This is a genomic window from Streptacidiphilus rugosus AM-16 (genome assembly GCF_000744655.1).
In the GTDB taxonomy this organism is placed as follows: Bacteria; Actinomycetota; Actinomycetes; order Streptomycetales; family Streptomycetaceae; genus Streptacidiphilus; species Streptacidiphilus rugosus.
This window is the reverse complement of sequence record NZ_JQMJ01000004.1, coordinates 263941-285248: the sequence shown is the minus strand read 5'-3', so window position 1 is coordinate 285248 and position 21308 is coordinate 263941. Positions and strand designations below refer to the sequence as shown.

25 protein-coding genes and 1 pseudogene are annotated in these 21308 nt (G+C 71.8%); 17 read left to right on the top strand and 9 right to left on the bottom strand.

What is annotated here, in order from left to right; all coding sequences use genetic code 11:
• Positions 1-58: 58 nt before the first annotated feature.
• Positions 59-805 (top strand): SOS response-associated peptidase, encoded by a 747-nt coding sequence (locus BS83_RS10135; protein WP_037603487.1) that lies wholly within the window; start codon positions 59-61, stop codon positions 803-805.
• Positions 806-854: 49 nt separating this feature from the next.
• On the opposite strand, the gene BS83_RS43730 is transcribed toward BS83_RS10135, so the two are convergent.
• On the bottom strand, positions 855-1184 hold the full coding sequence (locus tag BS83_RS43730) for a UBP-type zinc finger domain-containing protein (protein ID WP_084713312.1): 330 nt from the start codon (positions 1182-1184) through the stop codon (positions 855-857).
• A gap of 150 nt (positions 1185-1334) precedes the next feature.
• Between BS83_RS43730 and BS83_RS10130 the strand changes: the two genes are divergently transcribed.
• Complete coding sequence (locus BS83_RS10130; protein WP_037603486.1) at positions 1335-1775, top strand: hypothetical protein; 441 nt, start codon at positions 1335-1337, stop codon at positions 1773-1775.
• Between the two features lie 854 nt (positions 1776-2629).
• Positions 2630-3838 (top strand): hypothetical protein, encoded by a 1209-nt coding sequence (locus BS83_RS45300; RefSeq protein ID WP_157597106.1) that lies wholly within the window; start codon positions 2630-2632, stop codon positions 3836-3838.
• A 504-nt stretch (positions 3839-4342) separates the two neighbouring features.
• Here the strand turns inward: BS83_RS45300 and BS83_RS10120 are convergent.
• The 3 genes from BS83_RS10120 to BS83_RS10110 form a co-directional block, all read right to left on the bottom strand.
• Positions 4343-5611, bottom strand: coding sequence for an NAD(P)-binding domain-containing protein (locus tag BS83_RS10120; protein ID WP_051942893.1), 1269 nt, complete (start codon positions 5609-5611; stop codon positions 4343-4345).
• A gap of 71 nt (positions 5612-5682) precedes the next feature.
• Positions 5683-6048 (bottom strand): DUF3037 domain-containing protein, encoded by a 366-nt coding sequence (locus BS83_RS10115; RefSeq protein ID WP_269664885.1) that lies wholly within the window; start codon positions 6046-6048, stop codon positions 5683-5685.
• Between the two features lie 489 nt (positions 6049-6537).
• Positions 6538-6801, bottom strand: coding sequence for a hypothetical protein (locus BS83_RS10110; RefSeq protein WP_157597105.1), 264 nt, complete (start codon positions 6799-6801; stop codon positions 6538-6540).
• 132 nt (positions 6802-6933) lie between these two features.
• Between BS83_RS10110 and BS83_RS10105 the strand changes: the two genes are divergently transcribed.
• The 3 genes and pseudogenes from BS83_RS10105 to BS83_RS48865 form a co-directional block, all read left to right on the top strand.
• Positions 6934-7272: a hypothetical protein gene (locus BS83_RS10105; RefSeq protein WP_037603484.1), complete on the top strand. Its 339-nt coding sequence runs from the start codon at positions 6934-6936 to the stop codon at positions 7270-7272.
• Between the two features lie 83 nt (positions 7273-7355).
• Positions 7356-8576 carry a PP2C family protein-serine/threonine phosphatase gene (locus BS83_RS10100; protein ID WP_063774142.1) on the top strand — a complete coding sequence of 407 codons (1221 nt, stop codon included), beginning with the start codon at positions 7356-7358 and terminating at the stop codon, positions 8574-8576.
• A gap of 52 nt (positions 8577-8628) precedes the next feature.
• A pseudogene (locus BS83_RS48865) lies at positions 8629-8808 on the top strand (SpoIIE family protein phosphatase); the annotation flags it as partial.
• Positions 8809-8822: 14 nt separating this feature from the next.
• Here the strand turns inward: BS83_RS48865 and BS83_RS41630 are convergent.
• Positions 8823-9536: a DUF1206 domain-containing protein gene (locus tag BS83_RS41630; protein WP_269664847.1), complete on the bottom strand. Its 714-nt coding sequence runs from the start codon at positions 9534-9536 to the stop codon at positions 8823-8825.
• Between the two features lie 18 nt (positions 9537-9554).
• A complete protein-coding gene (locus BS83_RS10090) occupies positions 9555-9773 on the bottom strand; it encodes a hypothetical protein (protein WP_037603483.1) in 219 nt (72 codons plus the stop codon).
• Positions 9774-10257: 484 nt separating this feature from the next.
• Here BS83_RS10090 and BS83_RS10085 point away from each other — a divergent pair, with 484 nt between their 5' ends.
• Positions 10258-10770: a hemerythrin domain-containing protein gene (locus BS83_RS10085; protein WP_051942890.1), complete on the top strand. Its 513-nt coding sequence runs from the start codon at positions 10258-10260 to the stop codon at positions 10768-10770.
• 427 nt (positions 10771-11197) lie between these two features.
• On the opposite strand, the gene BS83_RS47315 is transcribed toward BS83_RS10085, so the two are convergent.
• On the bottom strand, positions 11198-11320 hold the full coding sequence (locus BS83_RS47315; RefSeq protein ID WP_408640985.1) for a hypothetical protein: 123 nt from the start codon (positions 11318-11320) through the stop codon (positions 11198-11200).
• Positions 11321-11425: 105 nt separating this feature from the next.
• Between BS83_RS47315 and BS83_RS10075 the strand changes: the two genes are divergently transcribed.
• Together BS83_RS10075 and BS83_RS10070 are read left to right on the top strand one after the other, a co-directional pair.
• Entirely contained in the window at positions 11426-11968 is a 543-nt protein-coding gene (locus tag BS83_RS10075; protein ID WP_037603482.1) for a GNAT family N-acetyltransferase, read from the top strand.
• Between the two features lie 291 nt (positions 11969-12259).
• Positions 12260-12682 (top strand): PIN domain-containing protein, encoded by a 423-nt coding sequence (locus BS83_RS10070; RefSeq protein ID WP_037603481.1) that lies wholly within the window; start codon positions 12260-12262, stop codon positions 12680-12682.
• A 37-nt stretch (positions 12683-12719) separates the two neighbouring features.
• Here the strand turns inward: BS83_RS10070 and ligD are convergent, their stop codons facing one another.
• Positions 12720-13745, bottom strand: coding sequence for a non-homologous end-joining DNA ligase (ligD, locus tag BS83_RS10065; RefSeq protein WP_037608590.1), 1026 nt, complete (start codon positions 13743-13745; stop codon positions 12720-12722).
• A 175-nt stretch (positions 13746-13920) separates the two neighbouring features.
• Entirely contained in the window at positions 13921-14529 is a 609-nt protein-coding gene (locus BS83_RS10060) for a TetR family transcriptional regulator (protein ID WP_037603480.1), read from the bottom strand.
• A 164-nt stretch (positions 14530-14693) separates the two neighbouring features.
• Between BS83_RS10060 and BS83_RS10055 the strand changes: the two genes are divergently transcribed.
• The 8 genes from BS83_RS10055 (at position 14694) to BS83_RS10020 (ending at position 21297) form a co-directional block, all read left to right on the top strand.
• Positions 14694-15476 carry an SDR family oxidoreductase gene (locus tag BS83_RS10055; protein WP_198035201.1) on the top strand — a complete coding sequence of 261 codons (783 nt, stop codon included), beginning with the start codon at positions 14694-14696 and terminating at the stop codon, positions 15474-15476.
• 47 nt (positions 15477-15523) lie between these two features.
• On the top strand, positions 15524-16006 hold the full coding sequence (locus BS83_RS10050) for a MaoC family dehydratase (RefSeq protein WP_269664846.1): 483 nt from the start codon (positions 15524-15526) through the stop codon (positions 16004-16006).
• Positions 16007-16103: 97 nt separating this feature from the next.
• Positions 16104-17336, top strand: a complete 1233-nt coding sequence (locus BS83_RS10045; protein WP_037603479.1) for an acyl-CoA dehydrogenase family protein — start codon at positions 16104-16106, stop codon at positions 17334-17336.
• Positions 17337-17453: 117 nt separating this feature from the next.
• Entirely contained in the window at positions 17454-18641 is a 1188-nt protein-coding gene (locus tag BS83_RS10040; protein ID WP_037603478.1) for an acyl-CoA dehydrogenase family protein, read from the top strand.
• On the top strand, positions 18638-19735 hold the full coding sequence (locus BS83_RS10035; protein ID WP_232248205.1) for an acyl-CoA dehydrogenase family protein: 1098 nt from the start codon (positions 18638-18640) through the stop codon (positions 19733-19735). The genes BS83_RS10040 and BS83_RS10035 overlap by 4 nt, the downstream gene beginning before the upstream one ends.
• Before the next feature lie 112 nt (positions 19736-19847).
• Positions 19848-20246, top strand: a complete 399-nt coding sequence (locus BS83_RS10030; RefSeq protein ID WP_037603477.1) for a helix-turn-helix domain-containing protein — start codon at positions 19848-19850, stop codon at positions 20244-20246.
• A 41-nt stretch (positions 20247-20287) separates the two neighbouring features.
• Positions 20288-21028: a hypothetical protein gene (locus BS83_RS41625; RefSeq protein ID WP_051942889.1), complete on the top strand. Its 741-nt coding sequence runs from the start codon at positions 20288-20290 to the stop codon at positions 21026-21028.
• Positions 21025-21297 carry a hypothetical protein gene (locus BS83_RS10020; RefSeq protein WP_037603476.1) on the top strand — a complete coding sequence of 91 codons (273 nt, stop codon included), beginning with the start codon at positions 21025-21027 and terminating at the stop codon, positions 21295-21297. Before BS83_RS41625 ends, BS83_RS10020 begins: the two co-directional genes overlap by 4 nt.
• Positions 21298-21308 lie beyond the last annotated feature (11 nt).

Sequence of the window (21308 nt, the reverse complement as noted above, 5' to 3'; positions counted from 1 at the left end):
CGGAGCCCGGGCCGGATCCTCCAGCAGGAGTCCGTGGCGGCGTGGCAAGCTGGTGCTCATGTGCGGTCGCTACGCGTCGTCCCGTAAGCCCGAGGACCTGGTCGAGCTGTTCCAGGTCGACCGGTGGAACCCGACCGAGGCGCTGGCCCCCTCGTGGAACGTCGCGCCCACCGACGACGTGTGGGCGGTGCTCGAACGGGCCGGCCGGGAGACCGGGGAGCTGGGCCGCGAGCTGCGGCGGCTGCGCTGGGGGCTGGTCCCCTCCTGGGCCAAGGACCTCTCCGGCGGCGCGCGGATGATCAACGCCCGGATGGAGACGGTCCACGAGAAGCCCGCCTACCGGAAGGCCTTCGCGAAGCGGCGGTGCCTGCTTCCCGCGGACGGCTTCTACGAGTGGACCGCGGAGCCCGCGACCGCCGAGCGCAAGGCCTACAAGCAGCCCTGGTACATCGCCCCTGAGGACGGGACGCCGATGGCGATGGCGGGCCTGTACGAGTGGTGGCGCGACCGGAGTCGCGAGGAGGACGACCCGCTGGCCTGGCTCGCGACCTGCACGATCATCACCACGGAGGCCACCGACGCGGCGGGCCGGGTCCACCCGCGCATGCCGCTGGCCATCGCCCCTGAGGACTTCGAGGCCTGGCTCGACCCCGCCCACCAGGACCCGGGCGAGCTCCGCGCCCTGCTCCACGAGCCCGCCGCCGGCCGGCTGCGGGTCCGGGAGGTGTCGCTTGCGGTGAACAGCGTGCGCAACAACGGGCCGCAGCTGCTCGACCCGCCGGAGCAGCCGACCGCCCGCGACTGACCGCCCGCGACTGACTGCCCGCGACTGACCGATCGTCATCCCGTCCGGTTCACCGGCTCGACTCCGGCTGTTCGAGGAAGACTTCGTCGACGAAGCACCATCCCCAGGCTTCACCGCTCTTGAGCGTTCGAGCCAGTGGATGGCCGGTCTGCTCGAAATGCCGATAGGCGTGCCGCCCCGGTGAACTGTCGCAGCATCCCACCGTGCCGCACACCATGCACACCAGCAGATTCACCCAGCTCCTGCCCGAGGTCAGGCACGCGGCGCAGGCCCGGCCCCGGGCTCCGCCGAGTTCGGCCAGGTCCAGGTGGCCGCACGCCCTTTCGTGAGCCGTTCCCAGGGGCTGCACGACCCGCCACGGCGTGATGTCCGGATTCATGACTTCAGTCAATCACGCATCCAATTGGCGGCGGGGAACGGCATATTCCCGCAGGACGATGCGGAATCGCTTCACGTCGTGCGCTCCGGGCCCGCATGAGCCCATGGGAGAAGCACTCCCAGGCGCAGTTTCCGAGGACCGGAGGCCCAGATGCCGCTCAGGCTGGGTGCGAGGACGGCGTCCCCCGCACGTCACTCGGAAGGAACTCCCGACCACGCGCTGCTGCTGGTGTGCCGCGGTGGCGCGGTGCTGTTCGTCGCGGTCTCCTCGGCGCTCGCCGCGCTGCTCGCCTCCTCCATGGCCCGCCTCGACGCCGCCGGCCCGGCCCTCGCGCTCGCCGCCGACGCCACCGTTCTCGCGCTCGCGGCGGCGAGCCTGGTCCTCGCCCGGAGGCGGGCGGTCCGCCCGGTGGTCGCGCTGGTCGTGGTCGCCCAGTTGGTCGCGTTCGAGGCCGTGCTCCGGTTCGGGGACTGGCTGCCTCTCCACGGGCGCGGAGACGCCGACGACGCGACCCGACTGCTGTGCAGCGGGACCGCCGCCGTCGTCTCGCTGTCCCTGTCGGCGTGGCTCCAGACGGGACGCCGTCAGTAGGGCAGCGGCCGACCGGAGGGGGTCCGCAGGTCCAGCGGAGGCCGCGGGGGGCGTTGCGGAGCCGGTCGCTTCATCACTCGGGTGAGTGCCATCTCCCTCACCTCCCGGTCGGACGGAGACTTATGAGGTGTTTGCCCGGGCCGAGCCCCGGCAACCCCGTTCCGGTCGGCAAAGTTGATCTGTGACCTTTCAACGCGACTGCGGCGGTGTGGAATCGGCTGCGGGCGCCGCGGGCGGCGGCTTGGATGAGGGCGGCGCGGCATGGACGAGAACATCTGCCCCAGAGGCTGAATCTGACGCTGGGTCCCGGCGAGTTGTGGGCGTCGTTGCCGGAGGCGAGTCGGCGCGATGCGTTGCGGACGTTGAGCTTGCTGCTGGAGCGGGCGGCGACACTGTCCTCGACCGTGAGCGGTCCGGTCGCGGAGGCGAGTGGTGAGTGTGATGCAGCGGATGGCCTCGGGCATGCTGGCCAAGGCCGCCCGCGGTGAGCTGGCGCTGCCGCCGGCGGGGTATGTCCGTCGGCCAACGGGTGAGGTGGCGTTCGATCTGGATGCGCAGGTCGGCGACGTGGTCCGGCTGGTGTTCGCGCTGTTCGAGCGGGTGGGCACGGTGCATGGGGTGCTGCGGTTCCTGGTCGAGCACCGGGTGCAGATCGGGATGCGGGAACGTTCGGGGCCCGGCAAGGTCCAGGTCGTCTGGCGTCCTCCGCATGCCCAGGACTGGTCAACATGCTCCGCAATCCGGCGTATGCCGGGATCTACGCCTGCGGACGCAGCCGCGTCGACCCAGCCCGGCGCACCGCCGGGAACACCGACTTCGGTCGGGTGCGGGGGCTCGGGGACGAGCAGTGGCTGGTGCGGATCGACGGCGCGTTGCCCGCGCATATCAGCGTGGTCCAGCGCGAGCGGAACCTGGCGCGGCTGGCCGCCAACCAGCAGATGGCCGGACGGTTCCCCGACGAGTTCGTCGTCGGCCAGGTCCTCTCGGCCCTGGCCCCGGCCGCGGTCGAGCTGTCGCTGGCCGCCGCGGCCAGGATCGAGGCCGATCGCGCCGCGGTCGACCGGATCTGGGCCCAGCGAGTAGAGCGAGCAGCCATCGCCTGCGATCTTGCCCGGCGCTGTTATCAGCTGGCCGAGCCGGAGAACCGTCTGGTGATGCGGCAGTTGGAACGTGACTGGGAGGAGGCGCTGGCCGCGCAGGCGCAACTGGCCGAGGACCACCGGCGCCACCTCGCCACCCTTCCGACCCGCCTGACGGCATCGGAGCTGGCCACGATCCGTGCCCTGGCCACCGACATCCCGGCGATCTGGACCTGCGCGACGACCACCGACGCCGACCGCAAGAAGCTGCTGCACGCGGTCGTCGAGAGCGTGACCGTGCAAGCCCAGGGCACCAGCGAGCGCGTTCGAGCGGTCATGCACTGGGCCGGCAGCGCCACCACCTCGGCCGACCTGATCCGGCCCGTCGCCCGTGTCGACCAACTCTCCTACTACCCCCGGCTCGTCGAGCGCATCACGGCCCTGGCCACAGGGACCCGCCAGGAAGTTCTTCTTCGCCAGCACCCCACTGAGCGGGTTGCGACCGGGTGCCCTGCGCGGACCAGTGCGACCAGGTGGGCGCCGGTGATTGTGCGCCAGCGGGCCGTTCGGGGGCAAGACACGAGCGCTGCCCAGGTCAGAGCGTTCGACCTGGGCAGCGCCGTGAGGTGCGGTGGAACTCAGCCGTGCGCGAGCGTTCGGCTCACGGACGCCGCCAGTTTCATTGCGAGCTGGAACAAGATCTTCAAGATCGTGAAGATCAGCAGGGCTGCAAACGCAAGATCCAGGCCCCGTCCTACCCATGATGCCGTTTCCTGCAGAGCGCTCGGCCACCCGAGCAACCTCGGCAGATGGCACGCGAGAACAAGACCTGGCAGGAGCAGCAGCCATTCAGGCCGGGTCAGGAGCTGTAACCGGGTCATCTGCGGCGTCCGGTACCGAATGCCCAGGTGGAGCAGCAGGCTCAGCACCGCGAGCCCGATGCCGATGCCTACTGTGGCCCAAGATGTAGCGATCAACATGTGACGGTCCCCAAACGTCATGCCGAGCCACGAGAGCGCTCGTCGGCTCCCTCTACTGTCCCAGGGGGTGCAGCCTGGCGATAGGTGAGCATGCCCACCATGGCTGGCTGATGTTGCAGGGATCGCCGACCGGACCCCGGCCGCCATCAGCGCGCCGCGGACCTTGAATCGAGTCCGGCGGCTGTCGGAGGTCCCCAGAGTGCCGCCGCTGGACAGGTGGGCGCGTGTTCGCGTGCGGTGCGGATAGGACCATCAAGCCCTGCGGCCAGGTCCCGACACCCGCCGCGGCGGGTGCAGAAGCCGGCGGATCGCGGGGCTGCATACCGAGCGCTGGCTTCTGACGTGCACGTCAGCGGCCGGATCGGGCACGCGGCCGCCGGGCGAGGAGCGCGACGAGTGAGGTTCCTGCCAGGTAGGAGCTGCTTGTTCCCGCGCCGGGAGGGCTGTTCACCGCGGATCGATGACCCGGAGCTGCGAGTGCGGACGCTGTCGGTTCTCCGCGGACACGCTACCGTCCCGGAGCGGCCCGGTCGGTCAGCCGTTCGGCCAGTACGGCCGCATCCTCGGCGACGCCGAGGAAGGTCGCGGACTGCCGCGTCCGCTGCCAGTGCACGCCCATGAAGTGCAGCCCCGGGACGACCGTGCTGCAGCCGTCGGTCTGGAGCGGGAAGCCCGTCGCGTCGAAGGCCTCAGGGAAGCCCACCCACCTCACGAAGTCCGGACGGTAGCCGGAGGTAAAGACGACCGCGCCGACGCCGTCGAGGTCCAGCTCGGTCACCGGCTCCGCCGCGAACGGTGGTGGCGGCGGCAACTGCGGGGCCCGCTCTCCGCGCTTGGCCAGGCAGGACGTCAGCAGCGCGCCGATCTCGGCGTGGCGCGCGTCGCCGAAGGCGACGGAGTCCGGCAGGTCGTCAGCAAAGTGCGCGCGGCCGTCGTCGGCGCCGAGGAAATGCCCAGCGAGTGTGACTCCCAGCGCCTGCAGGGTGCGGTAGTTGAGGTCGTGACCGCCGTCCCGGCCGCTGCACTGCAGGTTGGCGCGCAGCCTCATGCCGAGGTCGGGCAGGTCGCCAACCTTGGTGACGAAGAATGGCGTCTCCTCGACCAGCCAGGAGATGATGTCCCGCCCCTCGACGCGCCGGGGGATCCAGGGCGCGCGACCGCAGGCCAGGTGTACCCGGCGTCCGGTCTCGACCAGCTCTTCGGCCAGCTGGCACCCGGTCTGACCACTGCCGACGACCAGCACCCCGCCCGGCGGCAGGGCCTGCGGACGGGTGTACTCCTCCGCGTCGAAGACGACGACCGAGGGCGGCAACGAACGCCAGCCTGCCGGGCGGTGCGGTCGCTGGTAGCCGCCGGAGGCCAGCACCAGTTTCCGGGCGCGCAACAGGCCGTCCGAGGTGGCGAGCCGGAAGCCGCTTTCGGGGTCGGCGTCGACGCGGGTGACCTCGACGCCCTCGCGCACCGGCGCCCGTCCGCCGGCGGCGTAGCGCACGAGATGGTCGACGATCGCGTCACGCGCCATGAAGCCGTCCCGGTCGGATCCGGTGTAGGGCGCGCCACGGAGCCGGACCGTCCAGTTGGGGATCACCAGACAGAAGCTGTCCCAGCGCCGCCGCCAGCTCTGTGCCACGCGACCGCGCTCAAGCACGACGTGCTCGACATCCGCCTGCGCGAGCTCGTGCGCGATCGACAGGCCCGCCTGCCCGGCGCCCACGATCACGACATCGTGTTCCTCGGGACGGGACTGGTGCGGCTGGTGCTTTGCAGGAACGGCCATGACGGATCCGGCGGCGTGCTCGCACTCGGGGACGCGCGAGGCCCTTGGCCTCAAATGTCGCCGCGCCCTCATTATCGCCGCGCGGCGCGCTCCTCGCCTGCGGAAAGCTCAAGGGACGAGCAGCCCAGCAGACGGAAGAAACGGGCGGCGGAGAGCCTGAAGTGGACCAGTCCCGGCTGCACGATGGTGCTGCGCAAAGCGGTCAGCCGGCGGAAACGTCGGTCCGGCTGCTCGTCACGCGCGTGCTCGGTCGCCCCGCAGCCGTTGCAGACGTGAGCCACCGGGTCGAGCGCCAACACGTGCGTCGTCGAGTCCCCGTCCGGGCGCGAGAGCCGAAGCCGAGCCTCGCCCAGGCGGATCACGGCGCGCAGCCCTCCGCGCGCCTGTCGGCTGATGACCTGCACCGGCATTGATCCGCCCTGCCCCACCCGGGGCACGGCGCGGCTCACTCGTAGACCAGCTTCTCCTCAGCCGGAACGTTCGCTCTTCGGCTCCCTTCCCGCCCGGTCTCCCCGGGCGCTCGTGCGCCCTGCTCGTCCTGACCAACCTAGAGGTCTATCACTGGCGGACGATCAAGACCGCAGACCCCCGCTCACGACCAGCAAGGGCACCCCGACGTCACGCCAGACCGGTCCTTCGCCCAAGGCCGGGTAGTTAGCCTGTTTGTGCTGGTGGCAAGGGGGTTGAGGTCCAGGCGGTGGCTGCGTAGAGGCCGGGTCCGAGTTTGTGGATGAGCCCGCTTTCGGCCCATCGGGAGCTGGCGATACATGGTGTGCAGGGTGATGTCGCCGAAGTGGGCGGCGATCTCTGCGGGTCTCCAGAGGCGGGTCGGGTCCTCCTGCAGCAGCGTGAGGATGCGGTGCCGTCGGCGTTGGGCGGAGGCAGTGTGTCGGTCGAAAGCCAGGGCGGCGCTTGGGCCAGCCGAGTCAGTCGAGTTGTGCGCGATCGGGGTTGGCGGTGGCCGGCGCGTCGATGCGGTCCGATGGCTCCTCGGTGCGCGAGGACCAGGCGCTCACCTCCGGGCGCTCCGGCAGCACGGCACCGGGCGCGTGGAGGTACCAGGCGATGAAGGCGTTGACGAGCTCGGCGCGGGTGGCGCCGACGGACTTGGCGGCGGCGTCGAAGTCGTACCACTCGTCGCCGATACGGATCTGTCGGGGCGGTGTGTGGCTGGGCTTCACGGGGGTCATGCCAGCAGGTTAGGGCCCGTAGCTACACGCGGCAACGGACGCGGCAGTCGATCGGCGGAGATGTAGCTACACAAGTGATAGCGTGTAGCTACACGGGCGGCGCGACGCCGGACCGAACCCCCGGAGGTCACCATGCTCGCCAGCGCCCGCGCAGCCCGCCGCACCATCGCCACCCGCACCGCCACCGCCCACGCCAAGGCCCGCATCCACCGCAACCACGGCGGCTCTCTCATCACCCACGCCATCGAAGCCGGCCTCCCCATCCGCGAAGCCCGCTCCGTCGCCGGATCGCTCCGCACCTCCGCGAAGCGCCTCGGCGTCACCGGTCGCACCGTCCAGGTCCGCCGCCACGGCCACACCCGCGACTTCGCCATCTACACCCCCGCGGAGGTCGCCCTCATCGCCACCAACTACCGTCCCCGCAAGCCCGCCTACAAGACCGCCCGCCAGCACCTCCTGCTCGCAGCCTAGCCAGGGTCACACCCCCGTGCGCAGAGTGCGCACGGGACCCTCCTCGCCTGGAACGACCGACCCCCGAGGCGCATGGTTGAAGAATGAGAGAGCAGCAGGGCAGGCCGAGCCTGTGGCCGTCGTGGCATAGACGTCATGCCCTGGCCTTGATCCCCCTGGGCTTCATCATCGCGGTCACGATCTTCGACGTCGCCACCACGGACGGCGTCCACTACGGAGTGTTGCTCATCCTGGCGCCCATGATCGCGGCGCTGATCGGCGGCCCCTGGCTCACAGCCGGCATCGGACTCCTGGCAGTGTGCGCACAGGCCTACATCGCGGCCCGTCTGGACGTGCTGGACGTGCAGCGAGAGGAAGCCGTTCAGATCATCGCGACCACTACTCTCTCCACGCTGGTCGTCCTCCTTTCCGAAATCCGCGAACGGCGCATGCGCCAGATGGAACAGATCCGATCCGTATCGGAAGCAGCCCAGCGCGCCCTCATGCGCCCCCTGCCCCACCGCCTCGGATCACTCGAGGTCGCCTCCTTCTACCTGGCCGCCGCAGACCACGCCGAGATCGGCGGCGACCTCTACACCGCCACGAGCGTTCGAGATGCCACCCGCATGATCATCGGGGACGTACGGGGCAAGGGTCTGCAAGCTGTCGGCGAGTCAGCGCTGCTGATCGGAGCGTTCCGCGAGGCCGCCGACAGCCACGACAACCTCGGCGAGCTCGCCGAGGCCGCCGACAGCCACGACAACCTCGGCGAGCTCGCCGCCGCGCTCGACCTCAGCGTCAGCCGGTACCTGGCCGACTTCGTCGACGACTACGCCCACGCCGCAGAACACTTCATCACCGCCCTGCTGCTCCACATCCCCATGGACACTCCAGCCGTGCAGATCACCAACTGCGGGCACCCACCGCCCCTGCTCCTCCACAACGGGGCCATCCAGATCCTGGACAGCGCCAACCCCGTCCCCCCACTGGGCATGCACCTACTGGCGATCACCGACTACACGGCCGACACGGTCGCCTTCGAAGCTGGCGACACCCTCCTGCTGTACACCGATGGGGTCATCGAAGCCCGAAATCGAGGCGGAGAGTTCTACCCCCTCGAACAACGAGTTAGCCAGTGGGCAGGCAAGCCACCCGAGGCCCTGCTAAAGACCCTCCAGCGGGACCTCCTCGAGTACTGCGACGGGCGACTCGGCGACGACGCGGCCGCGATCGCCATCAGGCGGCCCACAATCGGAAACGAGGACAGACAGCACCCGCAATCCAGCCAACGAGCGACTCGCGGGAGGCTCCCGCTGGTCGGCTGAGCCCCGCTCCGAGCCACGGTCGGGTGGCCGCCGCCGCGCGGCCGCCCAACTCATGCTCTACCTGGTCTACGACCCGGTCACCGGTGCCTGCAGCATGGCCACGGCCGGGCACACCCCGGCCGCTTTCCGCCGCCCGGACGGCTCAGTCGAGTTCTCCCGAATGCCGGAGACGCCCCCGCTCGGCCTGCCCGGCACCGTCTTCGAGGACACTGACTGTCACTTGGCGGTGGGCACGGTAATCGTGCTCTATACCGACGGCCTGCTCGACCTGCGCGACAGCGACCCCGAGCATGCGCTTGCCGAGCCCGTCAGGGCCGTGGTGGGGTGGTTGTGCGTCCGAGCGGTTCCGTGCCATAGGCGCGGAACCGCTCGGGGGCTGGGGTGGGTGGTGGAGAGTGGTGGCCCGAGCTCCTCGCGGAAGTCGGGGAGGTTCTTGGCGACGTCGGCGTCGACGTTGGAGCCGCCGCTGCTGCCTGCGGGGAACGCCGCGGTTCCCCAGCAGACGAAGGCGTAGAAGACCGCGGGGGCCGCGTCGACCAACCGGTCGCCGACGCTCCTGCGGCCCGGCTCGCCGTGCACCGCCAGCCAGGCCCACCACAGCGCCATGCAGCCGAACCCGACGGCGAGCGCCCGGAGCAGCACCCGCCCGGACGGTTCCACCGCGATCCGGTGCAGCGCGCCCTGCCGGTCGACCTGGCTGCCGCCCTTCCCGAACGCGACGGCGACGGCAAGCGCCCCGATCAGGACGTAGAGCACGCCTCGGGTGACGAATCCGATCCGGCCGACTGCCCGGACGGCGTCGCGCCGGTCCGGTTCCGAGGCCGCCGACGCCCTCGTCGAGGCGCGCGCTGTCCTGCCGCGGTCGCTGCCGGCGTGGGGGATGCCACGAGGACCTCCACAGGTGACGGGTACGCACGTCGTACCCCTGCGGGCGCTTCTGCCCGCGACCGCCCCGCTCACGCGCGGCAGCCCCCGACGTCAGTCCCCGAGCTGGTCCCGCAGCACGCGCTCGGCGGCCTCGTCCTCGGCGGCCACGGGTGACACCTCGTCCAGGGTGTCCAGGTCGGTGTCGTCCTTCAGCTCCGCCTCCCATGCCGCGGCCAGTTCGCGCTGCCTGGCCTCGGGCTGTTCCCACACCTTCTGTCGGCCGGCCGGGCTGAGAGCGGCGAGAAAGCGGGTGAGTTCGTCGTCGGTCATGGGGGATCTCCTAAGGGCGGGAGGGTGGGCCGACAGACGTTCCATGGTGGGAGAGGAGACATGCCTGAGGTCCCCGACGTCACCCGGACGCTGTGCGGGGCTGTCGGCGCGCTCCCGCGGGCTCCATGTCAGGCCGGCGGCACGGTCTGAATCGGGATCACCAGCGGTGTCCTCGGCTTGTCGCGGGTCAGCCTCCTCTCGTCCGGGCACCTCGTGCTGCCGCTCTGTTCGGCGTATGACCCGGCGCGCCCGGCGCACACGCGTGATCGCGGCGCATACCGTTCCGCTCCGTGGGGCACATGGGCTTCGAGGAGGTGGACAGAGCTCATGAATCTCTCGGAGATCCTGCTGTTCGTTCCGCTCGGGCTGGCCGCGGTCCTGGCCGCCACCGCCGGCTTCCACGGCCCGGGCGGTCGGCACCGCCGCAGTCGATGACCCGCCCTGTCCGTCCGATCCCGTCCCGCCGCCGGAGGTGACTTCCGCCGTGTCCCACGACGCTCTCGTCCTGCTCAAACGGGACCACCAAGAGATCCGCCGCCTATTCCGTGACTACGGGCGGGCCACCGGCGAGGAGGAGCGCCGCGAGGTCGTGCAGCGGATCGCGCGCGTGCTGCTGGTCCACTCGTTCGTCGAGGAGGAGCTGATCTACCCCGGCATCCGGGCGAGCGTCCCGAGCCTCGCCCCGGAGCTGCTCCTCGCCTCCGAGCAGCACCGGCTCGCCGCCGTCCTGGTCGAACAGCTGACGTCGTCGGCCGCGACCGACGAGAGGTTCGACCCGAAGGCGCGGCTGCTGATCGACCTGGTCGGCCGTCAGATCGAGCGGGAGGAAGAGGGCTGGATGCCCGCCGCTCGGCAGGCACTGGGCCGCAAGGCGCTCCAGGACCTGGGCGCGGACATCGCCACCGCGCGCGACCAGGCCCCGCAGCCGGGGCCGGGGAGCCGCATCGAACAGGTCACCAGCGAGCTGCTCGGGCATCTGCCCGGCGTGCCGGGCTAGCCCCAATGCCGCGTAGTTAGGGCTTGGGGTTGGGCGTCAAGCTGGCGGCACGGCCAGGACGTCGATCCCGATCGTGGCTCTGTAGGTGGTGCGGTCGACGCTTCCTCGGGCGTTGTACTTCGAGATCGCGCGCTTGACCACGCGGGGCCGGGTCCTGACTCTCCGGTCGGGCATCAGGTGGGTCAGGACCCGGCGGCCGATGGCGCCGACGAGGTCGACGACAGCGTTGTCGAAAACGCCCGCGGCTTGAACGACCAGGTCTCGGGCGACGTTCAGGGCGACGGTGAAGCTGGGCCGCTTCGAGGCCGGCCCGCCGCATGAACTCCGTGACGTTCGCGGCGCTGTAGGCGTCGCCGGTCCGGCGCCCCGCCCACCTCGACCCGGCGCGACGGCCTGCCTGAACCGTCGTCGTCGACCGGACCGACCGTCACCCGCGCCGTTCGACGGGCGCGTCGGCGCCCTCGAGCTGCTTGAGCAGCGTCTCCACGGTGGCGTGGTCGTCCAGCTCCCGGTCGGCCATCGCCCCGCCCGTTGGGACGTGTTCGTGCACCGCGGGGTAGAGGAAGGCAAACGTCCCCGTCGCTTCGCCGCGCCTTCGGTCCCGGCCTCGCGAATTCCCCCGCGCCGCAGGTCACCGTGCTGTTGGATGGTCCTCATGACCCGCCAGAGCCTGACCGTGCCCGCCACCTCGACCGCCCCGGCGCTTGCGCTCCGTCCCTGGCGGGACTCGGACGTTTCCGCCGTCGTCGCCGCCCATCGGGACGAGGCGATACGCCGCTGGCTGATGCGCCCGCTCACCGACGAGGACGCGGCCCGCGCGTGGGTGACCGAACTGGACGCACGCTGGGCGGACGGCACCATGCTGAGCTGGGCCGTCGAGGAGCAGGGCAGGGTCGTCGGGCACGTGGCCGTGAAGGCGGCCGAACCGCCGGTGACGCTCGCGACCGGTGTGGGCTACTGGACGGTGGCCGACGCCCGCGGCCGGGGCATCGCCTCGCGCTGCGTCGAGGCGGCCACGCAGTGGCTGTTCGGCGGTCAGGAGATCATGGCCGCCGACGAGGTCGAACTGCTGCACACCGTCGGCAACGAGGGCTCCTGCCGCGTCGCCCGGAAGTGCGGCTACGTCCTGGACTCGGTGCTCCCGCCGATGCCGCCGACCTTCCCCTCCGAGGGGCACCGGCACCTGCGCAGGCGGTAGCGCGTCACCGGTCGGCCAGCAGGGCGTCGCGCAGGCCCGCGAGCACGCGGGACAGGATCCTCGACACAGCTCGGCGACAGGGTCCGCTCGGCGAAGCGCAGCGCCCCGACGGGTCGCCACCCCTCCGGTCAGGACCTCGAGGCCGAGGCGTCCGTGGTGACCGGGGGCGCGGGCATGGTCGATCGGGCCCGCGGGTGATCAGCGCCCGCACCCGGTGAGACCGCGACGGTCGGGGTCCCGCGCCCCGGTCGACGGTGGCGAGCGTGCGGGACCCGCCGTAGTTTGAACCCCATGGCTCGCTACGTCGTGGACGCCCGGACGCTGGTGCACATCGTTTCGACGGGAGTGGAGATCCACCCCGACCACCGGCTCGTGGCGCCCAATCCGGTCCGGTCCCAGGCTCTCGCCCTGCTCTACGAGCAGGTGCGCCTGGGCCGCCTCACCGCCGCCGAGGCCTTGCGGCAGCACGAGCGGCTCACGGAGCTGAAGACCCGGCTGCTGGGCGACCGCGTCTCGCGCCGCACGGCCTGGCAGATCGCCACCGAACAGGGGTGGGACACCCTCGGTGACGCCGAGTACCTCGCCGTCACGCGCCTGCAGGCCGATGCCCTGGTCACCGTCGACGAGGCCCTGGCCCGCAGGGCGGAGGGCATCGTGCCGGTCCTGCCGGTCGAGGCGCTGCACACCGAGGCACCGGCCGAACCGCGGCGGTGAAGGACGCGCGCGCCTGAGCAGCGCGGGTGGCGGCGGGTCAGCCCTGGTGCTCGGCGTCGGCCTCTTCCGGGTCGTGGCGGGCGCGGCTGGGTTGGACCCGCTTGGGCTCGCCCGGCATCTTCGGGTACTCCGGGGGATACGGCATGTCGCCCAGACCGCGCTCCTCGACGTCCTGCTCCCACAGCGCCAGTGCGGCGGTGAGGTCGTGGCGCTCGGCGTCCATCTCCGCGTGCACGTCGCCGAACTCGGCGTAGCGGTTCGGCATGGTGGTGATGTCGAACTGCTTGGGCCGCACCTCGGGAACCTCGTCCCAGTGGAGCGGCGCGGAGACGGGCGCGTGGGGGAAGGGGCGGATGGAGTAGGCCGCGGCGATGGTCCGGTCGCGGGCCGTCTGGTTGAAGTCGACGAAGATCTTGGCGCCGCGCTCCTCCTTCCACCAGGCGGTGGTGACCCTGTCGGGCATGCGACGTTCGAGCTCGCGGCCGATCGCGATGACGGCGTGGCGGACCTGGACGAAGTCCCAGTTCGGCAGGATGGGGACGAAGACGTGCAGGCCGCGGCCGCCGGAGGTCTTGGGCCAGCCGGTCAGTCCCAGCTCGGTCAGGATCTTCCGCAGCTCCAGCGCGGCGCGCGCGGCGTCGGTGAAGTCGGTGCCCGGCTGCGGGTCGAGGTCGATGCGCAGCTCGTCCGGGTGGTCGGGGTCCGTGCTGCGGACGGGCCAGGGGTGGAAGGTGAGGGTGCCGCGGTTCACCGCCCACAGGACGGCGGCGGTCTCCGTCGGGCACATCTCGTCCGCCGGCCGGCCGCTGGGGAAGGTGATCCGGGCGCTCGGGATCCAGTCGGGGAGGTCGCGCGGGACGCGCTTCTGGTAGAACGCCTCGCCGCCGATGCCGTCCACGAAGCGCTGCAGCGTGGTCGGCCGGTTCCGTACCGCGCGCAGCGCGCCCTCGGCCACGGCCTCGAAGTAGCGGGCCACGTCCAGCTTGGTGTAGCCGGCGTCCGGGAAGTAGACCTTGCTCGGATTGCTGAGGCGCACCGCGCGCCCGCCGACCTGCAGCTCCATCGCCTCGCCCATGAGCCCACGGTAGGGCGGCCCCGCCGGACCCGCCCGTCGGGACGGGCCACCCGCCTGACCCGGACCGCTCGACCCGGACGGCCTGACCCCGCGACCTGCTGACGGGTACCTGCTGACCGGGACCTGCTGACCCCGACCGCCCGGCGCCGGTTGCCCGCCCGGGTCAGCCCTGACGGGCGCCGACGATCCGGAGGGCCATCTCGGCGTACTGGTCGGCGATGTCCTCCGGGCTCCAGCGGCCGTCGTCGTGGTACCAGCGGGCGATGTCGATGCCCAGCGAGAGCAGTGCGACGGTGGCCATGCTGGGGTCGGGCGTGTCGAAGACGCCGGCCGCGACGCCGCGCTCGACCAGCCCGCGGACCTCGGCGTCGATGCTGTGGCGGATCTGCAGGATCTCGGCCAGGTGCTCCTCGGTGAGCGAGGTGAGCTCGTAGTTCACGATCCTGGCGCTGGTGCGGCCGCGGGCGTGGCTGACGGCGAAGTCGTGGATCACCCGGCGCAGCGCGGAGTCGGGTGCGTCCGCGGGTGAGCCGATCGCGTCCCGCACCAGCTGCAGGGTCGCCTCGTGGCCCGCCTTGGAGATCAGGTAGAGCAGTTCCTCCTTCGACTTGTGGTGCACGTAGAGGGCTGCCGGGCTCATGCCCGCCGCGGCGGCGATGTCGCGGGTGGTGGTGCCGCGGAAGCCCTTCTCCGCGAAGGCGGCGAGGGCGGCCTCCAGCAGGCGGGCGCGCGTCGCGTCGGCGCGGGGGATCTCGGACGTCTCGGGGCTCACCCGTCGATTATCCCCGCCCGCGCGCAGTCGATCACTGGAACGCGGTTGGGGGCCGGGCCGCCGGGGGAGAGCTGTGACCCAGGGCGCATTGACGGGCCGGGGCCGGATGATCCACCCTGCACACATAACATAAGCAAGCGCTTAGTAAGTGGGGATGAGCTGAGATGCAGGGGAACGGAGCGCCCGTCGTGAGCACCCGCTTCGCGGGAAGGACCGCGATCGTCACCGGCGCCAGCCGGGGCATCGGCCTGGGCATCGCCGAACGCCTGGTCGCCGAAGGGGCGAAGGTCGTGATCACCGCCCGCACCAAGGACGCGCTCGACGCGGCCGTCGAGCACCTCGGCGGCGCGGCGCACGCGCTGGGCGTCGCCGGGAAGGCGGACGACGTCGAGCACCAGGCCGACACGGTCCGTCAGGCGATGGAACGGTTCGGCAGCGTCGACCTACTGGTCAACAACACCGGCATCAACCCGACCTACGGCCCGGCCGTCGAGATGGACCTGAACGCGGCGCGCAAGATCGTCGAGGTCAACTGCATCGCCGCGCTGTCGTGGGTGCAGCACGTGCACCGGGCCTGGATGGGGGAGCACGGCGGAGCGATCGTCAACGTCTCCTCGCTCTCCTCGGTGCGCACGGCCCCGGGGATCGGCTTCTACGGGGCGACCAAGGCGATGCTGAACTCGCTCACCGACCTGCTCGCGGTCGAGCTCGGCCCCGACATCCGGGTCAACGGGGTCGCCCCGGCCGTGGTGAAGACGAAGTTCGCGGCCAAGCTGTACGAGGGCCGCGAGGACGAGGCCGCCCGCGCCTACCCGCTCAAGCGGCTCGGCGAGCCCGAGGACATCGGCAGCGTCGTCGCCTTCCTGCTCTCCGACGACGCCGCCTGGCTGACCGGCCAGACCGTGGTCGTCGACGGCGGCGTCAGCCTCACCGCCGGCGGCGAGTAACCCGTCCCGCCCCGACCCCCTCCCCGCCCATCGTCAGGAGCCCGCGCATGACCACCCCCGCCCCCCGCCCCGACGGCGTGAAGGTCTTCCACGGCATCGCCGAACTGGAGCAGGCCGTCGGCACCCACCTGGGGTACTCCGGCTGGCACACCGTCACCCAGCAGCAGATCGACACCTTCGCCGAGGCCACCGGCGACCACCAGTGGATCCACGTCGACCCGGTCCGCGCGGCCGGGGGGCCCTTCGGCACCACCATCGCCCACGGATACCTGACGCTGAGCCTGGTGCCCATGCTGGTCTGGGAGATCTACACGGTCGAGGGCATCACCATGGGCGTCAACTACGGCTCGAACAAGGTCCGCTTCCCGGCCCCGGTGCCGGTCGGCTCGAAGCTCAGGGCCGGGGTCGAGCTCGTCTCGGTCACCCCCGGCAGCGGCGGCTACCAGGTCGTCGCCAGGGTCACCGTCGAGCGCGAGGGCGGCGACCGGCCGGTCTGCGTGGCCGACGCCGTCAGCGTGCTGGTGCCGTGACCGGCGGCGCGGGGCGACGCCCCCAGGGGCGAGGGCCTTCGCGCACCGGCTTCCCCCTCGGGCCCGTGGGGCCCACCGCAGCGAAGGAGCAGGGCTGATGGATTTCGGGTTCGACAAGAGGACCGAGGAGCTGCGCGAGGCGCTGCTCGACTTCATGGACGGTCATGTCCGCCCGGCGGAGGCCGTCTTCGACGAGCAGTTGGCGCAGCTGGACGACCGCTGGGCGTGGGACTCCGTGCCCGTGCTCGGTGAGCTGCGGGCCGAGGCGCGCAGGCGCGGGCTGTGGAACCTGTTCCTCCCGGGTGAGGAGGGCGCGGGGCTGACCAACCTGCAGTACGCGGCGCTGGCGGAGATCTCCGGCCGCAGCATCCGGCTCGCGCCGGCCGCGATGAACTGCGCGGCCCCGGACACCGGGAACATGGAGGTGCTGTCGCTGGTCGGCACCGAGGAGCAGAAGACGCAGTGGCTGGAACCGCTGCTCTCCGCCGAGATCCGCTCCTCCTTCGCGATGACCGAGCCGGCGGTGGCCTCCTCGGACGCCACCAACATCGAGACCGCCATCGTGCGCGACGGGGACGACTACGTCCTCAACGGCCGCAAGTGGTGGATCACCGGGGCGATGAACCCGAACGCGAAGATCTTCATCGTGATGGGCAAGACCGACCCGACCGCGGACCGGCACCGTCAGCAGTCGATGATCCTGGTCGAACGCGACACCCCCGGCCTCACGATCCACCGCGGCATGACGGTCCTCGGCTACGACGACCACGACCACGGCGGCCACGCCGAACTGTCCTTCGACGACGTGCGGGTGCCCGCGTCGAACCTGCTGGGCGGTGAAGGGGACGGGTTCGCCGTCGCGCAGGCGCGGCTCGGGCCGGGGCGGATCCACCACTGCATGCGCGCGATCGGCCTCGCCGAGCGGGCCATCGAGCTGATGTGCGCCCGCGCCGACGAGCGGATCGCGTTCGGCAAGCCGCTCGCCGAGCAGGGCGTGATCCGCGACTGGATCGCCGAGTCCAGGGTGCGGATCGAGCAGCTGCGGCTGCTGGTGCTGAAGACCGCGTGGCTGATGGACACCGTCGGCAACAAGGGCGCGCACACCGAGATCCAGGCCATCAAGATCGCCACCCCGGCGACCGTGGAGTGGATCCTGGACAAGGCGATCCAGACCCACGGCGCGGGCGGGCTGTCGCAGGACTTCCCGCTGGCCCAGATGATCGCCGGGATCCGCACGCTCCGCTTCGCCGACGGACCGGACGAGGTCCACAAGAACGCCCTGGCCCGCACGGAGCTCCGCCGCCAGGCGGCGGCGCGCGCAGGTCGCTGAGCCGACACGCACCGCGCGGACCGCACCGGTCTTGACGGGTGCGGTGCGCGCCCACGAAAGTCGCTGAGCGAGCGCTCAGTCACAGTGCTGGTTGCTGATTCACCGGAAGGCAGCAGGATGACCATCGACGAACAGAGCCTGCGGCGGCGGGTCGAGGAGTTCCTCGCCGCGCACGACCCCGCGACCACCGAACGGCTCACGTTCCTCCGCGCCCGCTACGACGCCGGCCTGGCGTGGGTGCACTACCCGGAGGGCCACGGCGGCCTCGGCCTGCCGCAGGCCTGGCAGCCGGCGGTCGACGCGGCGTTCGAGGCCGCGGGAGCGCCGGACAACGGCAGGAAGACGAACGGCATCGGCCTGGGCATGGCCGCCCCGACGATCCTCCGCTTCGGCACCGACGAGCAGAAGCAGCGCCTGCTGCGGCCGTTGTGGACCGGCGAGGAGATCTGGTGCCAGCTGTTCTCCGAGCCGGGCGCCGGCTCCGACCTCGCCGCGCTCGGCACCCGCGCCGTGCGGGACGAGGCGAGCGGCGACTGGATCGTCAACGGCCAGAAGGTGTGGACCTCCGGCGCCCACAACGCCCGCTTCGCGATCCTGGTCGCGCGCACCGACCCGGACCTGCCCAAGCACCAGGGCATCACCTACTTCCTCGCCGACATGACCGACCCCGGCGTCGACGTCAGGCCGCTGCGCCAGATCACCGGCGAGGCCGAGTTCAACGAGGTCTTCCTCACCGACGTGCGCGTCCCCGACAGCATGCGGCTCGGCGGGGTCGGCCAGGGCTGGGCCGTCGCCAACGCCACCCTCAGCAACGAGCGCGTCGCCATCGGCGGCGGCGCGGCCCGCGAGAGCGGCATGATCGGCGTCGTCGCCCGGACCTGGCGCGAGCGTCCCGAGCTGCGCACCCCCGAGCTCCACGACCGGCTGCTGCGGCTGTGGGTGGAGGCCGAGGTCTCCCGGCTCTCCGGCCAGCGGGTCCGCCAGAAGCTGGCCCACGGTCAGCCGGGGGCGGAGGGTGCCGCGTTGAAGGTCACCTTCGCGCGGATCGCCCAGCAGCTGTCCGGCCTGGAGCTGGAACTGCTCGGCGAGGACGGCCTGCGGTACTCCGACTGGACCATGGTCCGGCCCGACCACGTCGACTTCACCGGCCGTGACGCGGGCTACCGCTACCTGCGCGCCAAGGGCAACTCCATCGAGGGCGGCACCTCGGAGATCCTGCGCAACATCATGGCCGAGCGCGTGCTCGGCCTCCCCTCCGAGCCCCGCGTCGACAAGGACGTGCCCTGGAAGGACCTGGCCAAGTGAGCGACCCCACGTCCCGGAACCACAGCCTGCTCTACACCGAGGTCGAGGACGACCTGCGCGCCACGGTCCGCAAGCTCCTCACCGACCGCTGCGACCCGGTGGCCGTCACCGCCCTCTACGACGGCGACCGCTCGCTCGTCGACGGCCTCTGGCGGGCCCTCGCGGGCGGGCTGGGCCTGGCCGGGCTGCTCGTCCCCGAGGAGCGCGGCGGCGCGGGCGCGACCGCGGCCGAGGCCGCCGTGGTCCTGGAGGAACTGGGCCGGGCGGCAGCTCCCGTCCCGTTCCTGACCAGCGCCGTCATCGCCACGACGGTGCTGCTGGGCGGCGACGGCGAACTGCTCGCCGGGCTCGCGTCCGGCGAGAGGACCGCCGCGCTCCTCGTTCCGTGGTCCACCGCCCCGCACGCCGCCCTCCCCACCGTCTCCGTGGTCGACGGCCGGGTGACCGGAACGGTCACCAGCGTCGCCGGCGCGATCGAGGCGGACGTGCTGCTGGTCCTCGCTGACGGCGCCGTCCATGCGGTCGACGCGGCCGATGCCGAGGTCACCCCCGTGGTCTCCCTCGACATGACCCGGCAGCTCGCCGACGTCACGCTGGACGGAGTCGCGGGCACTCGGGTGGTCGCCGACGCCGAGCAGGCCGTCCGCGACGCCCTCACGGCCGGCGCCGCGCTGCTCGCCTCCGAGCAGGTCGGCGTCGCCCAGTGGTGCCTGGAGACGACGGTCGCGTACCTCAAGGAGCGCAAGCAGTTCGGGCGCGCCGTGGGCGGCTTCCAGGCCATCAAGCACCGCCTCGCGGACCTCGCCACCGGCGTCGAGTCCGCCACCGCGGCGGCCCGCTACGCCGCGGCGACGCTGGCCGCCGGGGACGAGGACGTCGCCGTCGCGAGCAGTGTGGCCCAGGCCTACGTCAGTGACCTCGCGGTGCTCGCCGCCGAGGAGGCCGTCCAACTGCACGCCGGTATCGGCATGACCTGGGAGCACCCCGCCCACCTCTACCTCAAGCGCGCCAAGGCCGACCAGATCGCCCTCGGCACGGCCGGCGCCCACCGCGCCCGCCTCGCCGACCTGATCGACCTCCCCGCCCCGCGGTAAGGGCCGCTTCGATCGCTGCGCCGCCCGCGTTCACCGCGGGCGGCGCACGGCTTCACCCACAGCAGAACGCCGCACCCTTCCCCTGTCGACCGGGATCCCTACGCTGAGAAGGGTGAGCACTCCTGCGCCGAACCGACCCCGCGTCATCCCGCTGCGCCCGGCGGGGGCCCCGCAGCCCGCCGCGCCGAGGGAACGCCTCTGGCGCGACCTGGTGGGCGACGTGCTGCGACGCGAACGCCTGGCCCAGGACCGCACGCTCAAGGACGTCGCCGACGCGGCCCGGATCTCCATGCCCTACCTGTCGGAGCTGGAGCGCGGCCGCAAGGAAGCCTCCTCCGAAGTCCTCGCCGCCGCCGCCCACGCCCTCGGCCTGGGCCTCGCCGACCTGCTCACCCTCGCCCAGAACGAACTCTCCGGCCCCACTCCCGGCCGCCTCGGCCGGACGACTCGAACGACCCCTGCCCGCCCCTCGCCCGCGGCCCCGTACGACGGCCTCTGCCTCGCCGCCTGACCGGGCCGGCTTGCGCCTCTCACCAGAAGGGGGACGTGTTCATGACGGACGAGCGGCTCCGCGCCGATGCCCGACCCGAGGTCTCTGACGCGGCGACGGTCTCCGAGCAGACCGCCCGCCCGAGGCCCGGGCGTCTGGGCCGCGAGGGTCTGATCGCGAAGTTCAACCAGGCCGTCCGTCGGCCCGCAGACCACGGCGGCCTGTCCGTGCTGCCGCTGCTGCTCGACCTGATCGCGGAGGCGAGCCGGCTGACCGAGGGGACCGTGTGGATCCCCGACGGCCACGAACGCCTCAGCACCGCGCCTCTGGTACGCGATCACTTCGCCGACCCGGCCATCCATGTGACGGCGTCCCAGTACGGCGAGGACGCGTACCGCCACAGCTGGCTCCACCTGGACCGGCCGCTCACGGCTGCGGACCACTCCGTCCTCCTGGACCGCGCGCCCGCCTGGGCCGACACGGACCGCACCGTTCACGACGTCCTGGACGCGTTCGGCCCGGCCTCGGTCACCTTCGGCGACCCGGAACCACACCGCGCCAAGACACTGGGCTACGGGTGCGGCGACGCGAAGGCTCCGTTCGTCGTCTTCCACTTCGCCCCGGCAGCGGACGAGCCGGCGGCGACACAGGCGCCGAGCACCCTCGCCGCGGCTCCGCTGCTCGCTGTCCGAAACGTGTACGGCGGATATCTGGACCTGCAACTCACCCCGTACGGCCGGGCGGTCTGTTGGCCCGACCGGGAGAGGAACCCGCGCACCCGGCTGGATATGCTGCCCCGGTGACCGACACAGATCCGCTGGTGACCGTCCTGGCCGGGCTCCTCGTCGATGTCCTCTGGTTCCTCGACAGTTGCGAGGACGACGAGGTCGACCCGGACTCCGCCGTGAAGGTCAGCGAGAGCGTGAGTTGGGCGCTGCTGCGGATGCCGCAGGACCAACGCGACCGCTTTCTCCTCGTGCTCGCGGAGCTGGCGGAGGCGGAGACGGAGCCCGGCCGTCGGGAGTTCCTCGAGGCGTTTCCCTTCGCCTGCGGTCTCGTCGACGAAGGCTGAAGGCCGAACGC

Excerpts from the sequence above, each read along its gene's own strand:
- BS83_RS10135 (WP_037603487.1), top strand. The coding sequence starts at position 59 with ATGTGCGGTCGCTACGCGTCGTCCCGTAAGCCCGAGGACCTGGTCGAG.
- BS83_RS43730 (WP_084713312.1), bottom strand. The coding sequence starts at position 1,184 with ATGAATCCGGACATCACGCCGTGGCGGGTCGTGCAGCCCCTGGGAACG.
- BS83_RS10130 (WP_037603486.1), top strand. The coding sequence starts at position 1,335 with ATGCCGCTCAGGCTGGGTGCGAGGACGGCGTCCCCCGCACGTCACTCG.
- BS83_RS10120 (WP_051942893.1), bottom strand. The coding sequence starts at position 5,611 with ATGGCCGTTCCTGCAAAGCACCAGCCGCACCAGTCCCGTCCCGAGGAA.
- BS83_RS10110 (WP_157597105.1), bottom strand. The coding sequence starts at position 6,801 with ATGACCCCCGTGAAGCCCAGCCACACACCGCCCCGACAGATCCGTATC.
- BS83_RS10105 (WP_037603484.1), top strand. The coding sequence starts at position 6,934 with ATGCTCGCCAGCGCCCGCGCAGCCCGCCGCACCATCGCCACCCGCACC.
- BS83_RS10100 (WP_063774142.1), top strand. The coding sequence starts at position 7,356 with ATGAGAGAGCAGCAGGGCAGGCCGAGCCTGTGGCCGTCGTGGCATAGA.
- BS83_RS10090 (WP_037603483.1), bottom strand. The coding sequence starts at position 9,773 with ATGACCGACGACGAACTCACCCGCTTTCTCGCCGCTCTCAGCCCGGCC.
- BS83_RS10075 (WP_037603482.1), top strand. The coding sequence starts at position 11,426 with ATGACCCGCCAGAGCCTGACCGTGCCCGCCACCTCGACCGCCCCGGCG.
- BS83_RS10070 (WP_037603481.1), top strand. The coding sequence starts at position 12,260 with ATGGCTCGCTACGTCGTGGACGCCCGGACGCTGGTGCACATCGTTTCG.
- ligD (WP_037608590.1), bottom strand. The coding sequence starts at position 13,745 with ATGGAGCTGCAGGTCGGCGGGCGCGCGGTGCGCCTCAGCAATCCGAGC.
- BS83_RS10055 (WP_198035201.1), top strand. The coding sequence starts at position 14,694 with ATGCAGGGGAACGGAGCGCCCGTCGTGAGCACCCGCTTCGCGGGAAGG.
- BS83_RS10050 (WP_269664846.1), top strand. The coding sequence starts at position 15,524 with ATGACCACCCCCGCCCCCCGCCCCGACGGCGTGAAGGTCTTCCACGGC.
- BS83_RS10045 (WP_037603479.1), top strand. The coding sequence starts at position 16,104 with ATGGATTTCGGGTTCGACAAGAGGACCGAGGAGCTGCGCGAGGCGCTG.
- BS83_RS10040 (WP_037603478.1), top strand. The coding sequence starts at position 17,454 with ATGACCATCGACGAACAGAGCCTGCGGCGGCGGGTCGAGGAGTTCCTC.
- BS83_RS41625 (WP_051942889.1), top strand. The coding sequence starts at position 20,288 with ATGACGGACGAGCGGCTCCGCGCCGATGCCCGACCCGAGGTCTCTGAC.